Genomic DNA, 13,496 nt, shown 5'->3' on the forward strand with positions numbered 1-13,496 from the left:
CGATGAAGGCAGCATCCAAGTTTCTGAGCGCCGCTTCCGCGGTGACCCTGTCCGCGGCTCTTGTCGTGCCAGGCGCGCTCGCAGTGCAGTTCGTTGCCACATCGGCGGCCGAAGCGGCTGTCGTCAGCAGAGTCGAAGTGAGCGGCAACCAGCGTATCGACGCTGAGACCATCCGCAATTACATCACCATCAAGCCGGGCAAGGCCTTCTCCAGTTCCGACATCGACAGTGCGGTCAAGGCGCTGTTCGGCACCGGCCTGTTCTCGGATGTGCAGATCAACCAGGTCGGCTCGACGCTGGTGGTCAAGGTTGCCGAGTACCAGGTCGTCAACCAGGTGCTGTTCCAGAACAACAAGAAGCTCAAGGACAATGCGCTGGCGATGGCGGTGCAGCTGAAGCCGCGCGGAACGTTCTCGCAGGCGACGCTCGATGCCGACGTGGAATCGGTCAAGGCAGCCTACAGGCGCATTGGTCGCGACGACGTGACCGTGACCACTCAGGTCATGCAGCTCGGCGACAACCGCGTAAACGTGGTCTTCAACATTACCGAGGGCGATCGCACGCAGATCGCGGCGATCAATTTCGTCGGCAACAGCGCCTATTCGAGCCGCCGCCTGTCGGATGTGATCACGACCAAACGTTCGTCCTGGGTTTCGTTCATCCTGCGCGACGACGTCTATGACGACGACAAGCTGCGCGCCGACCAGGAACTGCTGCGGCGCTTCTACTACAATCACGGCTATGCCGACTTCCAGGTCGTGTCCGCTGTCGGCGAGCTTGATAGCGCGACGAACAAGTACACGGTCACGATCACCGTTCAGGAAGGCGACCGTTACACGTTCGGTGATGTCAGCGTCGAGAGCACGATCCCGGAAGTCGACGGCAAGGCGTTGGAATCGGTGATCGAGACCCGCAAGGGCGACGTCTACAACGCCAAGAATGTCGAGGATTCCATCATCGCGCTGACCGAGAAGGTGGCCGGTTCCGGCTATGCCTTCGCGCAGGTGACGCCGCGTGGCGACCGCAATTTCGAGAATCACACCATTTCGGTGGTCTACACGATCGATCAGGGCACCAAGGCCTATATCGAGCGCATCGAGATCCGCGGCAACGACCGCACGCGTGACTATGTCATTCGCCGCGAGTTCGACGTCAGTGAAGGCGACGCCTTCAATCAGGTGCTCATCCAGCGCGCGAAGAAGCGCCTGGAAGACCTCAATTACTTTGACAAAGTCGATATTTCGACTGTGCCTGGTTCGCAGCCAGACCAGGTCGTGCTGGTGGTCGACGTGGTCGAGAAGTCGACCGGCGAATTCTCGGTCGGTGCCGGTTATTCGACCGGTGGCGACACGTCCGGTCCGTCCGTCGAAGGATCGATCACCGAGCGCAACTTCCTCGGCCGTGGCCAGTTCATCAAGGTGTCGGCCGGCGGCGGCAAGAATTCTCGCGACTACAGCCTGTCCTTCACCGAGCCTTATTTCCTCGGACGGCGCATCGCCGCCGGCTTCGACATCTACAAGCAGACCAGGGAATACGACAACTACGACAGTGACACCGTGGGCGCGACGGTGCGCTTCGGCCTGCCGATCACCAACAACATCACGACCCAGCTGGCTTACAACATCTCGCAAGAGAAATACGAGCTGGATGATGATTGCGTGACCGGTGGCATTTATGATCCTGCCAAGTGCCATGTTTCCACGGCTATCCTTGACGGCATCGACCAAAGTCCATGGATCAAGTCGTCGGTCAGTCTGGGGCTGGTCTACAACACCATCGATGACATGAAGAACCCGCATGAGGGTATTTATGCCAACACGACGGTGGAAGTGGCAGGCCTCGGTGGCGACGCCAAGTTCGTCAAGATCACTGGACGTGGCAGCATCTACCAGACGTTGTCCGAGCAGTACGATCTGGTCGGGCTGCTTTCGGGCGGCGCCGGTCATGTCGAGGGCTACGGCGGCGGTGATCTGCGCGTGTTCGATCACTTCCAGAGCAGCGACCGCATGATCCGCGGCTTCGGCTATGGCGGCATCGGTCCGGTCGACAGCGAAGATGCTGGTGACCATCTGGGCGGCACGACCTATTTCAATGCTTCGGCGGAAGCTCAGTTCCCGCTGCCGGTCGTTCCGGAAAGCTTCGGCCTGCGTGGCGCGGTGTTCGCCGACGCGGCGACGCTCTACGGCAGCAAGGTCAAGGCTAGCGACGTTAATCAATCGAGCACCGACATGAAGCTGCGCGCCTCGATCGGTGTCGGCCTGATGTGGGCGTCACCGTTCGGCCCGATCCGTATCGACTATGCGATCCCGGTCAAGAAGGAAGCCTCCGACGACGTGCAGGAATTCAACTTCGGCATATCGACCCGCTTCTGATCGGCGGTTAACGATGCTCCCGGGCCTTTCGGGTCCGGGGGAAATGTTCCGACCTAGCTGGATATAGCTTCTGGAATGACCGATCCGGTGTTCTTCGCGCCATCACGCCGGTATACGGCGGGCGAAGTCGCGAATCTGACCGGCTCGGTGCTTGTCGATTCCGGCCAATCCGATATTTTCATCGAGGCACTCGCGCCGGCCAGCGAAGGCGGCGAGAATGCGCTCGTCTTTGTCGACGGCAAGCGTAATTCCGCGCTGATGCCGTCGCTGCGCGCGGCCGCGGTCCTGTGCCCGGCGGAATTCGCCGGCAAGGCGCCGGCCAGCGTTGCCGTGCTGGTCCATCCGCGTCCGCAGCAGGCCTTCGCGCTGGTTGGACGTCTGCTGTTTCCGAGGGCGGCGACGCCGGGGCCGATGACAAGTGAAACCGGCGTCTCGCCGCATGCTCATGTCGATGCGACGGCGCATGTCGAAGCCGGTGCCATCATCGAGGCAGGTGCTGTCATCGGGCCGGGTGCTTCGATCGGCGGCGGCACCGTCATCGCGCCCAACGCGGTCATCGGGCAATCCTGCCAGATCGGCCGCGACGGCTACGTCGGCCCGGGCGCCAGCATCCAATATGCCTTGATCGGCAACCGCGTCATCATCCATGGCGGCGCCAGGATCGGCCAGGATGGTTTTGGCTTCGTCGGTGGTGCCAAAGGTCCCGAACGCGTGCCGCAGATCGGCCGTGTCGTCATTCAAGACGACGTCGAGATCGGCTCCAACACCACAGTCGATCGCGGCGCTATGTCCGATACGATCATCGGTCAGGGCACCAAGATCGACAATCTCGTACAGATCGCCCATAACGTCCGCATCGGCCGCAATTGCATAATAGCTGGGCTTTCGGGTATTTCGGGTTCCGTGGTGGTTGGTGACAATGTCACCATGGGCGGCGGCGTCGGGCTCGCGGATCATCTGACCATAGGGACAGGGGCCAAGCTTGCCGCCAGAAGTGGATTTATGAGCAATGTCCCTGCAGGCGAGATCTGGGGCGGTTATCCGGCACAGCCGATGGCGGAAGCGATGCGGGAAATAGCCATGCTGCGCAGGCTCGCCAGGACCCGCAAACAGGGCGAGGGAGGCAATGGCTGACATGATCGCGTCGACGACGCTGGAAGCGGTCGACATCATGGGGCTGATGAAGCTCCTGCCGCACCGCTATCCGTTCCTGATGATCGATCGCATCGTCGACATCGATGGCGACGAGTCCGCTGTCGGCATCAAGAACGTGACCATAAACGAGCCGCATTTTCAGGGTCATTTCCCCGAGCAGCCGGTTATGCCGGGTGTGCTCATCGTCGAGGCGATGGCGCAGACCGCCGGCGCCATCTGCATCCGCAGCCTGGGCACCGAAAAGCCGTCGCTGGTCTATTTCCTGACCATCGACAACGCCAAATTCCGCAAACCGGTCGTTCCCGGCGACCAGTTGAAAATCTACGTCAAGAAAATCAAGAAACGCGGCAACCTGCTCAAATTCGCTTGTGAAGCCATGGTAGACGGCGCCAAGGCGGCCGAAGCCGAGATTTCAGCCATGATGGTCACCAGCGACTGACGATCGAATGCTTATGAAAATCAAGACGTCCATCCATGCCTCCTCGGTTGTAGAGGAAGGCGCCCAAATCGGCCAAGGCGTGCGCATCGGGCCGTTTTGCCACGTCGGCGCCGATGCGGTGATCGGCGACGGCGTCGAACTGGTCAGCCATGTTTCGGTGATGGGCGCGACATCGATCGGTGCCTCGACCAAGGTCTATCCGATGGCGACATTGGGCGCACCGCCGCAGAACACCAAGCACAAGGGCGGCCGCACCACGCTGGTCATCGGCAAGAACTGCACGATCCGCGAAGGCGTGACCATGCATCTGGGCACCGATTCCAGCCGCGGCGAGACGACGGTCGGAGACAATGGCAATTTCCTTGCCTACGCCCACATTGCCCATGATTGCGTCGTCGGCAACAACGCCACCTTCGCCAATGGCGCGACGCTGGGCGGCCACTGCGAGGTCGGCAACAACGTCTATATCGGCGGCCTGACGGCTGTGCATCAGTTCGTCCGCATCGGTGACAACGCCTTTTTGGGCGGCTGCTCGGCGATCGTCGGCGACGTCATTCCCTTTGCCATCGCGGTCGGCAACCGCGCCAGCCTGCGCGGCCTCAACATCATCGGCCTGAAGCGCTCCGGCCTGCCGAGGTCCGAAATCCATGTGCTGCGCAAGGCTTACAGGACGATCTTCGATCGCTCCCGCACCGTTGGTGAGAACATCGAATTCGCCAAGGCGGAGTTCGCGTCGTCGCCGACCGCCATGAAGATCATCGATTTCATCACCAGTCGCGGCAAGCGGCACTATGCTGTGCCGTCGCTCAAGGGCGGCGATGGCGACGATGTCGATGACGAAGACTGAGACGGCGGCAGCGCGTCTTGACCTTCCGCCGGGCTCCAGGGTCGGCATCATTGCCGGCGGCGGCAGCCTGCCGGTCGAAGTCGCGGCCGGTTCAACCGAACGGGGTTATCCGCCCTTTGTCATCCTGATGGAAGGCGAGGCCGACCGCATGGCGGAGCTCTCCCGCTATGAGCATGAAAGCCTCGCCCTGGAAGGGATCGGCTCGCTGGTCCCATTGCTGCGGCGGCACCGGATCACCCATCTGGTGCTTGCAGGCGAGATCAAGCGCCGGCCGCGATTGCTTGCGCTGCGCCCCAGTCTGAGCCTGCTCGCGGTAGTCCCTTTGGTGGTCATGGCGCTGGCGCGTGGCGACGACGGCCTGCTGAAGGTCCTGGCGCGAGGCCTCGAAGCGCGTGGAATTAAGGTGGTCGGCGCCCACGAAATCGTGCCGAACCTTGTCGCCGCCGAAGGTGTACTGACCAAGGCCGAGCCACGAAAATCGGACTGGCGCGATATCGAGGCAGGCCTTGCAGCGGCAAAGGCCATCGGGGCGCTGGATATCGGCCAGGCGGCGATCGCCGTTGGTGGCCGGACAATCGCGCTGGAAGGCATCGAAGGAACGGCCAGTCTGCTTGATCGTGCGAAGCTGTTGCGCGGCCACGGCCGTCTAGCGGGCAAGACCCGCGGCGTTCTGGTCAAGTGCGCCAAGCCCGGTCAGGAACTGCGCGCGGATCTTCCTTCCATCGGTCCGCAGACGATCGAAGCCGTGCATGCGGCCGGGCTTGCCGGCATTGCCGTCGAGGCGGGACGTTCGCTGGTTCTCGAAGGCCCCGAAACCATCGCGCGCGCCAACGCACTCGGCCTGTTCGTCATTGGCCTGCCCGCCGCGACGGAGCCGCGCAATGGCTGACAGGGCCTTGAAGATCGCCATCGTTGCCGGCGAGGAGTCCGGCGATCTTCTCGGCGCCGACATCGTGCGCTCGCTCAAGCAGGCTAGCGGGCGCGAAGTGCAACTCCTCGGCCTTGGCGGCCGCCATTTGCAGGCGCTGGGACTAGTGCCGCCATTCGATGCCGGCGAGGTCGCCCTCATGGGGTTCAGCGCCGTGCTGCGCGACCTGCCGCGCCTGATGCGGCGGATCAATCAACTGGCCAAGACGGTTGCGGACGAGAAGCCCGACTGCCTCGTCACCATCGACAGCCCGGACTTTTCGCTTCGCGTCGCCAAAAAGGTGCGCGCGGCCAACCCGTCGATCCCGATCATCCACTATGTCTGCCCAAGCGTGTGGGCATGGCGGCCGGGCAGGGCGGTGGCGATGAAGCCTTATGTCGATCATATTCTCTGCATCCTGCCGTTTGAGGTGAAGGAACTCGAGCGGCTGGGCGGCCCGCCCGGCACCTATGTCGGGCATCGCCTGACCCATGATGCGGGTGTACTTGCCGCGGCCAAGGCGCAGGAACTGCCGCGCGACCTTTCTCCTGACCGCATCAAGACCCTGCTCGTCCTGCCCGGTTCGCGGCGTGGTGAGGTGCGGCGCCTGCTCGACCCGTTCGGCGAGACGGTGTCGATGCTGCGCGCACGCGGCCATCGCCTGCGCCTGCTGCTGCCGACGGTTCCGCATGTCGCCGACCTCGTCAAATCCTCGGTCAACCGTTGGGATGAAAAGCCTGAGATCATCGTCGATCCCCAGCGTAAATGGCAGGCTTTCGGCAAGGCCGATGCGGCGCTGATCGCGTCCGGAACCGTATCGCTCGAACTGGCATTGGCCGGCGTGCCGATGATTTCCTGCTACAGGCTCGACCCGGTCGCGCGCGTCGTGGCGTCGTATCTCGTTTCCGTGTGGTCGGCGCTGCTGCCCAATCTGATCTCGGATCGAGCCTTGATTCCGGAATTCTACGACGAGTACGTCAGGCCGAACAATCTGGCCCGGCAATTGGAAGCACTGTTCGCCGACAGCGGCATGCGCGCCTGGCAGAAGGACGGATTTGCCGAGATCGCGCGGCGCATGACGACGGACAAACCCTCCGGCGAGATCGCGGCTCAGGTAGTGATGCGGTATGTTAAGAGAGTGAGTAGTGAGTAGTCAGTAGAAATGGCCGACTTCACTACTCACTACTCACTACTCACTATTTCCTAATTCACCGCTTGGCGATCGGCACGTAGTCACGCTCCGGCGCACCGGTATAGAGCTGGCGCGGGCGGCCGATCTTCTGGCGCGGATCCTCGATCATCTCTTTCCACTGCGCGATCCAGCCGACGGTGCGGGCGACCGCGAACAGCACGGTGAACATGGTGGTGGGGAAGCCCAGCGCCTTCAACGTGATGCCGGAATAGAAGTCGACGTTCGGGTAGAGCTTCTTTTCGATGAAATAGGAATCGGTCAGCGCGATCTTTTCCAGTTCCATGGCGATGTCGAGCAGCGGATCGTCCTTGATGCCGAGTTCGCCCAGAACCTCGTGCGCGGTCTTCTGCATGATCTTGGCGCGCGGATCGTAGTTCTTGTAGACGCGATGGCCAAAGCCCATCAGCCGGAACGGATCGTCCTTGTCCTTGGCACGGGCGATGAACTCGGGGATGTGGTCGACATGGCCGATCTCGCCCAGCATGTTGAGCGCGGCCTCATTGGCGCCGCCATGCGCCGGACCCCACAGGCAGGCTATGCCGGCGGCGATGCAGGCGAACGGATTGGCGCCCGAAGAGCCGGCGAGACGGACGGTCGAGGTCGAGGCATTCTGCTCGTGATCGGCGTGCAGGATGAAGATGCGCTCCATGGCGCGCGCCAGCACCGGGTTGATCTTGTATTCCTCGCACGGCACCGCGAAGCACATATGCAGGAAGTTGGCGGCGAAGTTCAACTCGTTCTTCGGGTAAATGAAGGGCTGGCCGATGTGGTATTTGTAGGCCATCGCCGCGATCGTCGGCATCTTGGCGATCAGCCGCATGGAAGCGACCATGCGCTGGTAAGGGTCGGAAATGTCGGTGGAGTCGTGGTAGAAGGCCGACAACGCGCCGACCACGCCGCACATCACCGCCATCGGGTGCGCGTCGCGGCGGAAGCCGGTGAAAAAGCGCGACATCTGCTCATGCACCATGGTGTGGCGCGTCACGCGGTAATCGAAATCGTCCTTCTGCGCCTTGGTCGGCAGTTCGCCATAGAGCAGGAGGTAGCAAACCTCGAGGAAGTCGCCGTGTTCGGCCAACTGGTCGATTGGATAGCCGCGGTGCAAGAGGATGCCGGCGTCGCCGTCGATGAAGGTAATTTCGGATTCGCAGCTTGCGGTCGAGGTGAAGCCGGGATCGTAGGTGAACGCGCCGGTGGTCGAGTAGAGCGAGGCAATGTCGATGACATCTGGCCCGACCGAGCCGCTTCGCACCTTGAATTCATGCGTCTTGCCGGCGAATTCAAGCGTTGCCGTGGCCCCCTGGGTCTTGCCGCCCAAATCCAGTTTTTTAGCAGCTTCGGTCATTGCAAACTCCTTCTTGTTTCCTCATGCCGGCAAAGGCAAAATTCTGCAAAGCGACACGTCGAAAATCACCGCAATGCGCGTATTCGCCACCGCATTTTAGGAGGTGCGTGCCAGATTGGGCCAAGGCCTAATGTTGCACTGCGAAACCCGCCTTTCAATGCCAATCTTCTTGGGCCAGTTTGCCCCTAATCGATTTGATCTGCTATGCGCGCCAGGCTTTCCTCGCGGCCGAGCACGGCGAGCACGTCGAACACGCCCGGCGACGTGCTCTTGCCGGTCAGGGCGGCGCGCAAAGGCTGGGCCACGGCGCCTAGCTTGTGGCCACCGGCCGCTGCAACCTCGCGGATCGCGGCCTCCGCTGCAGCGGCTGTCCAGCCACCTGTAAGCCCGTTCAAAGCTTCGTGAGCACCGCGCAGGATCTTGCGGGCATCGTCATTGAGCAGAAGGGCCGCCTTGTCGTCGACCGGCAGCGGTCGCGCGGCAAACAGGAAGGCCGCGCCGTCGACGAGCTCGACCAGCGTCTTGGCGCGCTCCTTCAGGCCTGGAAGGGCTGCCAGCAACTGCGCCTTGTTGCGGTCATTCAGCTGCGCGGCCATTGCCGGGCCGCCCTCGAGATAGGGCAGGGTGGCGATAAAGACATCGAACAGTTCGGCATCGCTCATGCGGCGCATGTGGACGCCGTTGATCGCCTCCAGCTTGGCGAAATCGAAGCGAGCCGCGCCCTTGTTGACGTCGCCGATGTCGAACCAGGAAATCATGTCCTTGATCGACATGATCTCGTCGTCGCCATGGCTCCAGCCGAGGCGCGCCAGGTAGTTCAGCAACGCCTCCGGCAGGTAGCCCATGGCGCGATAAGCCTCGACGCCGAGCGCGCCGTGCCGCTTCGACAGCTTGGCGCCATCGGCGCCGTGGATCAGCGGGATATGCGACATGGACGGCACGCCCCAGCCCATGGCGTTGTAGATCACGGTCTGGCGGGCGGCGTTGGTCAGGTGATCGTCGCCGCGAATGATGTGTGTGACGCCCATGTCGTGATCGTCGACGACGACGGCATGCATATAGGTCGGATTGCCGTCCGAACGCAGGATGATGAAATCGTCGAGATCCTTGTTGGGAAAGCGTACCTCGCCCTGGACACGGTCGTGCACCACCGTCTCGCCCTCGGTCGGTGCCTTGATACGGATGGCGCCCTTGGCGCCTGCAGGCGCCTCTGAGGGGTCGCGGTCGCGCCAGCGGCCGTCATAGCGGGGCGGCAGGCCCTTGGCTCTGGCGGCCTCGCGCATGGCCTCCAGCTCGGCCGGCGTGGCATAGCAATAATAGGCCTTGCCCATGTGCACGAGCTCCTCGGCCACCTCGCGATGGCGCGGCGCACGCTCGAACTGCGACACCGGCTCGCCGTCCCAGGTCAATCCGAGCCAGGAAAGCCCGTCGAGAATGGCCGCGGTGGCAGCATCCGTCGAACGCTCGCGATCGGTGTCCTCGATGCGTAGCAGCATCGTGCCGCCGGTGTGCTTTGCATACAGCCAGTTGAACAGCGCCGTGCGCGCGCCGCCTATGTGCAGATAGCCGGTGGGCGAGGGGGCAAAACGGGTGACGACCTTGTCGGACATGGAACTCTCGGAAAACCATCTGAAGCGGGGTGCGGTTGCGCGGACTTTCGCGCGCCCGGCGTTCATGTAGCATAGGGTGTCGAGGGCGCAAGGGGCAGACCCGATGGCTGGACGAGGCCGGGGCTCGGATCAGGGCGAGGACGCTGTCATCGGCGTCAGCGAGCGGTCCCTGTTTGCGACGCCGCTGCCGGTCCCACTGCCGCCATCATCGCCCCTGGTGCCAGACCCCGGCAAGGCGCCTTTGCAGGCGGAAGTCTCCGCCCCTGGTCCAGTCGCCGAAACCGGCAGGATCGTGCGCGTGCGCCGGCAGATCGGCCGAACATCACTGCCTCGCCTGCGCCACCACGTGACCACGGCAGCAAGCCTGGAACTCGACCGGGGCATCGCTTTCCTGCTGGTGCCGGTCTGCCTGGCGATCGGAGCGATCGGTTATTTTTCGCTGGCGGCGGAGCCCGGCTTTGCGAAACCTGTCGCGGTCGCCGCATTGACGGCGCTCTGTGCGCTCGTCTCTCGCTCCTGGCCGAAAACCCACCTGTGCTTCATGGCCGCTCTGTTGTGCGCGCTCGGCCTGCTCGCCGCAAAGGTCGAGACGTGGCGGGCGGGGACGCAGATGCTGGGTTCGGAAATCTCGACGCAAGTGACCGGCCGGGTGGTCTCGATCGACCGGATGGAGAGCGGTCGTATCCGGCTGACCATCGACGTGGCGTCGACCGCAAGGCCGAAACTGCGCTATGCGCCGAAGCGGGTGCGGCTTTCGGCACGAAAGATCCCGGCAGACATAACCGCCGGGTCCCTCATCACTGGATATGCCAAGCTGTTGCCGCCGACCGGTCCGGTGCGGCCGGACAGTTACGATTTCTCCTTCGACAGCTATTTCGCCGGCATCGGCGGCAGCGGGTTCTTTCTCGGCAATCCAAAGCTTGTCATCACCGATGACGATGACATGCCGCTGGCGGCCCGCCTTTCCTCGAGGATCGAAAAAGCCCGTGAAGCCATCGCCGACCACATCAGAGGCAGCGTCGGTGGCGCCGAAGGCGAGATCGCAGCGGCACTGATCGTCGGCGTGCGCGCCGGCATCCCCGATGACATCAACGAAGCAATGCGGCGGACCGGCATCTACCACATCATTTCCATTTCCGGACTGCACATGGCGTTGGTCGCAGGAACCATCATGGGTTTGCTGCGCGGCGCCTTCGCCCTGTTTCCGGATTTTTCCGCGCGCCGACCGGTCAAGAAATATGCCGCCGCCGCGGCACTGTTCTCGATTGCCGCCTACCTCGTCATCTCAGGCATCGTCGTCGCCGCCGAGCGTAGCTTCATCATGCTGGCGGTGATGCTGATTGCCGTGCTGTTCGATCGGGCAGCGCTCACCATGCGCAACCTGGCGATCTCGGCGATAGCCGTCATCGTGGTGTCGCCGCATGAGGTGGTCGGCCCGAGTTTCCAGATGTCCTTTGCCGCGACCGCGGCGCTGGTCGGTGCCTATGCCGGCTGGTCGGATCATCGCGCGGGGAAAACGAGACCGCCGCCGCCAAAGCGATCGCTGTCCGGTTTCCTGACGCGAAAATTCCTGCTGGCGGCAGGCGGCCTTTCCATGACTTCCATCATCGCCGGCGGCGCGACGGCGCTGTTTGCCATCTGGCACTTTCAGCGTGTGTCGCCACTCAGCCTGTTCGCCAATCTGGCGATAATGCCGATCGTGACAGTCGTCATGTTTCTGGCCGTTGCCAGCGCGCTGCTGATGCCGTTCGGGTTGGACTGGCCGGCCCTCTATCTGATGGGTAAGGGCCTGACGATGATGATCGCCATATCGGGGTGGATCTCCGAGCGTTCGCCTGTCGATGCGGTCGGATTGATTTCGCAGCAGTCCGTCCTGCTGGTAGCGATCGCCCTGGTCACTGCGACGATGGCGACGACATGGCTGCGGCTCGCAGCCATCCCAGTCGCGCTTGCCGGCCTGTTGACCGTCTCGGACACACGCACGCCCGACGTGCTGATCTCGGAGGACGCCAGGCTGGTGGCGCTGCCAATCGGCGGCGGCGAGCTCGCCGTCAGCCGCGCACGGCCGAACGAATTCACGGTCGACAACTGGAAACGCGCGCTGATATCCGAAACCATCATCGTGCCGGAGGTGTTTGACAAGGGTGACGGACAATTCGAGATCGCGGATGCCACAGAACTGCCGCCGGGATCGCCGTTCTATTGCACCTCGGGCGTTTGTCTGGCCAAGCACCCGTCCGGCGCGATCATTGCCTATATCGAAGACCGGAAAGACACGTGGAAAACCTGCGGCTTCGCAGACCTGATCGTCATCAACGACGCCACCGCGTATGACGCCTGCCACAACCCGCTAGTTCTCGTGGTCACCAAGCGGCAACTGGCTCGCAAAGGCAGTGCCGCGATCTTCTTCGATCGCCAATCGGCAACCACGCCGGCGACGATTAGCTTCGCGGTGGACAGCCCATATCGGCCCTGGCACGCGCAACGCAAATTCTCGCGCGAGGCGAGGGGCCTGCCACCCTTCAAGAAACCCGAGAAGCCAATGGTCAGTCCGCAGACGTCTCAGTAGCGGCGGATCAGGCCGACGAGTTTGCCCTGCACCTTGACCCTGTCCGGCCCGAAAATCCGTGTCTCGTAGGCCGGATTGGCGGCTTCCAGCGCAATCGAGGCACCCTTGCGGCGGAACCGCTTCAGCGTCGCTTCCTCTTCATCCACCAGCGCCACGATGATCTCGCCGGGGCTCGCCGTGTTTGCGTTGCGAATGATGACGGTGTCGCCGTCGAAGATACCGGCCTCGATCATCGAGTCGCCCTTGACTTCCAGCGCATAGTGCTCGCCACCCATGATCATGTCCGGCGGCACCGAGATCGAATGCGTCTGATGCTGGATGGCATCGATCGGCACACCGGCGGCGATGCGGCCCATGACCGGGATCGACACTGCGGAGACCGCGTCGTCGTCATTACCGGGCGAAGGCATCCGCGAAGGCGCCGGCTTGAGCTGCCGGCCCAGACCACCACCCTGACCGAGGCTGCCCTGGATGACGCTTGGCGAAAACTTCTTTGCCGCGTTGAGGCCGGGCGCGATCGAATCCGGCAGCCGCAGCACTTCCAGCGCGCGTGCCCGGTTGGGCAGCCGGCGAATGAAGCCGCGCTCCTCGAGTGCCGTGATCAGCCGGTGAATCCCGGATTTGGAGGCAAGATCGAGCGCCTCCTTCATCTCGTCGAAGGACGGCGGAATGCCGCTCTCCTTCAGGCGTTCATGGATGAACATCAGCAGTTCATGTTGCTTGCGTGTCAGCATGGCGGCCCCCAGGTTGCCTGAAACCAGAATCGAAAAACAAACCCAGAACAAACCCTATCTGTTCCAGTTGTGTTCTGCAACTGTTTAAAGTTTAATGAATTTATTAAGGGGGCCGAAATTATTCGGTGGTGGCCAGCGAGCCGCACGCACGATTGCGCGCCGCCGTACTGCGCTTGCCGGCATTGAAATTATTATGGTTAATAGGCTGTGGCCCTACCCTCATCCCAGGCGTGGCATCAGCCGCTGATGGACCCGCAGCCGGGGCATTTCCCAGCTTTCCCGGCGTTCGCTTGCCGTGAACGAAACGAAGCCAAAATGCCAACCTT

Annotated in this window: 10 protein-coding genes; 7 read left to right on the forward strand and 3 right to left on the reverse strand. The window is 62.7% G+C overall.

Going from position 1 to position 13,496, the window contains the following annotated elements:
* The first annotated feature begins 2 nt into the window (after nucleotides 1-2).
* The 6 genes from bamA to lpxB all read left to right on the forward strand — a co-directional run bounded on the left by bamA (nucleotide 3) and on the right by lpxB (nucleotide 6,873).
* On the forward strand, nucleotides 3-2,372 hold the full coding sequence (bamA, locus tag ACSQ3L_RS19365; RefSeq protein ID WP_436161402.1) for an outer membrane protein assembly factor BamA: 2,370 nt from the start codon (nucleotides 3-5) through the stop codon (nucleotides 2,370-2,372).
* A 75-nt stretch (nucleotides 2,373-2,447) separates the two neighbouring features.
* Nucleotides 2,448-3,506: a UDP-3-O-(3-hydroxymyristoyl)glucosamine N-acyltransferase gene (gene lpxD / locus ACSQ3L_RS19370; protein WP_436161403.1), complete on the forward strand. Its 1,059-nt coding sequence runs from the start codon at nucleotides 2,448-2,450 to the stop codon at nucleotides 3,504-3,506.
* The gene (fabZ, locus tag ACSQ3L_RS19375) at nucleotides 3,499-3,966 is read left to right on the forward strand and encodes a 3-hydroxyacyl-ACP dehydratase FabZ (RefSeq protein ID WP_027036657.1); all 468 of its coding nucleotides are present in this window, start codon (nucleotides 3,499-3,501) and stop codon (nucleotides 3,964-3,966) included. Before lpxD ends, fabZ begins: the two co-directional genes overlap by 8 nt.
* A 13-nt stretch (nucleotides 3,967-3,979) precedes the next feature.
* Nucleotides 3,980-4,813, forward strand: a complete 834-nt coding sequence (gene lpxA / locus ACSQ3L_RS19380; RefSeq protein ID WP_436161404.1) for an acyl-ACP--UDP-N-acetylglucosamine O-acyltransferase — start codon at nucleotides 3,980-3,982, stop codon at nucleotides 4,811-4,813.
* Complete coding sequence (locus tag ACSQ3L_RS19385) at nucleotides 4,785-5,702, forward strand: LpxI family protein (protein ID WP_436161405.1); 918 nt, start codon at nucleotides 4,785-4,787, stop codon at nucleotides 5,700-5,702. Before lpxA ends, ACSQ3L_RS19385 begins: the two co-directional genes overlap by 29 nt.
* The gene (gene lpxB, locus ACSQ3L_RS19390) at nucleotides 5,695-6,873 is read left to right on the forward strand and encodes a lipid-A-disaccharide synthase (protein WP_436161406.1); all 1,179 of its coding nucleotides are present in this window, start codon (nucleotides 5,695-5,697) and stop codon (nucleotides 6,871-6,873) included. Before ACSQ3L_RS19385 ends, lpxB begins: the two co-directional genes overlap by 8 nt.
* 55 nt (nucleotides 6,874-6,928) lie before the next feature.
* Here the strand turns inward: lpxB and gltA are convergent, their stop codons facing one another.
* Nucleotides 6,929-8,257 carry a citrate synthase gene (gene gltA, locus ACSQ3L_RS19395; protein ID WP_292177476.1) on the reverse strand — a complete coding sequence of 443 codons (1,329 nt, stop codon included), beginning with the start codon at nucleotides 8,255-8,257 and terminating at the stop codon, nucleotides 6,929-6,931.
* Between the two features lie 185 nt (nucleotides 8,258-8,442).
* Nucleotides 8,443-9,867, reverse strand: coding sequence for a glutamate--tRNA ligase (gene gltX / locus ACSQ3L_RS19400; protein ID WP_436161407.1), 1,425 nt, complete (start codon nucleotides 9,865-9,867; stop codon nucleotides 8,443-8,445).
* A gap of 103 nt (nucleotides 9,868-9,970) precedes the next feature.
* Here gltX and ACSQ3L_RS19405 point away from each other — a divergent pair, with 103 nt between their 5' ends.
* Complete coding sequence (locus ACSQ3L_RS19405) at nucleotides 9,971-12,436, forward strand: ComEC/Rec2 family competence protein (RefSeq protein WP_436161408.1); 2,466 nt, start codon at nucleotides 9,971-9,973, stop codon at nucleotides 12,434-12,436.
* Here the strand turns inward: ACSQ3L_RS19405 and lexA are convergent.
* On the reverse strand, nucleotides 12,430-13,170 hold the full coding sequence (gene lexA, locus ACSQ3L_RS19410; protein ID WP_436161409.1) for a transcriptional repressor LexA: 741 nt from the start codon (nucleotides 13,168-13,170) through the stop codon (nucleotides 12,430-12,432). The genes ACSQ3L_RS19405 and lexA overlap by 7 nt on opposite strands.
* Nucleotides 13,171-13,496 lie beyond the last annotated feature (326 nt).

This window comes from Mesorhizobium sp. LjRoot246, assembly GCF_964254115.1.
In the GTDB taxonomy this organism is placed as follows: Bacteria; Pseudomonadota; Alphaproteobacteria; order Rhizobiales; family Rhizobiaceae; genus Mesorhizobium.

What these genes read in the sequence shown, in the direction of transcription:
- bamA (WP_436161402.1), top strand. Translation starts at nt 3, where the DNA reads ATGAAGGCAGCATCCAAGTTTCTGAGCGCCGCTTCCGCGGTGACCCTG.
- gltA (WP_292177476.1), bottom strand. Translation starts at nt 8,257, where the DNA reads ATGACCGAAGCTGCTAAAAAACTGGATTTGGGCGGCAAGACCCAGGGG.
- lpxD (WP_436161403.1), top strand. Translation starts at nt 2,448, where the DNA reads ATGACCGATCCGGTGTTCTTCGCGCCATCACGCCGGTATACGGCGGGC.
- lpxA (WP_436161404.1), top strand. Translation starts at nt 3,980, where the DNA reads ATGAAAATCAAGACGTCCATCCATGCCTCCTCGGTTGTAGAGGAAGGC.
- ACSQ3L_RS19385 (WP_436161405.1), top strand. Translation starts at nt 4,785, where the DNA reads ATGGCGACGATGTCGATGACGAAGACTGAGACGGCGGCAGCGCGTCTT.
- ACSQ3L_RS19405 (WP_436161408.1), top strand. Translation starts at nt 9,971, where the DNA reads ATGGCTGGACGAGGCCGGGGCTCGGATCAGGGCGAGGACGCTGTCATC.
- gltX (WP_436161407.1), bottom strand. Translation starts at nt 9,867, where the DNA reads ATGTCCGACAAGGTCGTCACCCGTTTTGCCCCCTCGCCCACCGGCTAT.
- lexA (WP_436161409.1), bottom strand. Translation starts at nt 13,170, where the DNA reads ATGCTGACACGCAAGCAACATGAACTGCTGATGTTCATCCATGAACGC.
- lpxB (WP_436161406.1), top strand. Translation starts at nt 5,695, where the DNA reads ATGGCTGACAGGGCCTTGAAGATCGCCATCGTTGCCGGCGAGGAGTCC.
- fabZ (WP_027036657.1), top strand. Translation starts at nt 3,499, where the DNA reads ATGGCTGACATGATCGCGTCGACGACGCTGGAAGCGGTCGACATCATG.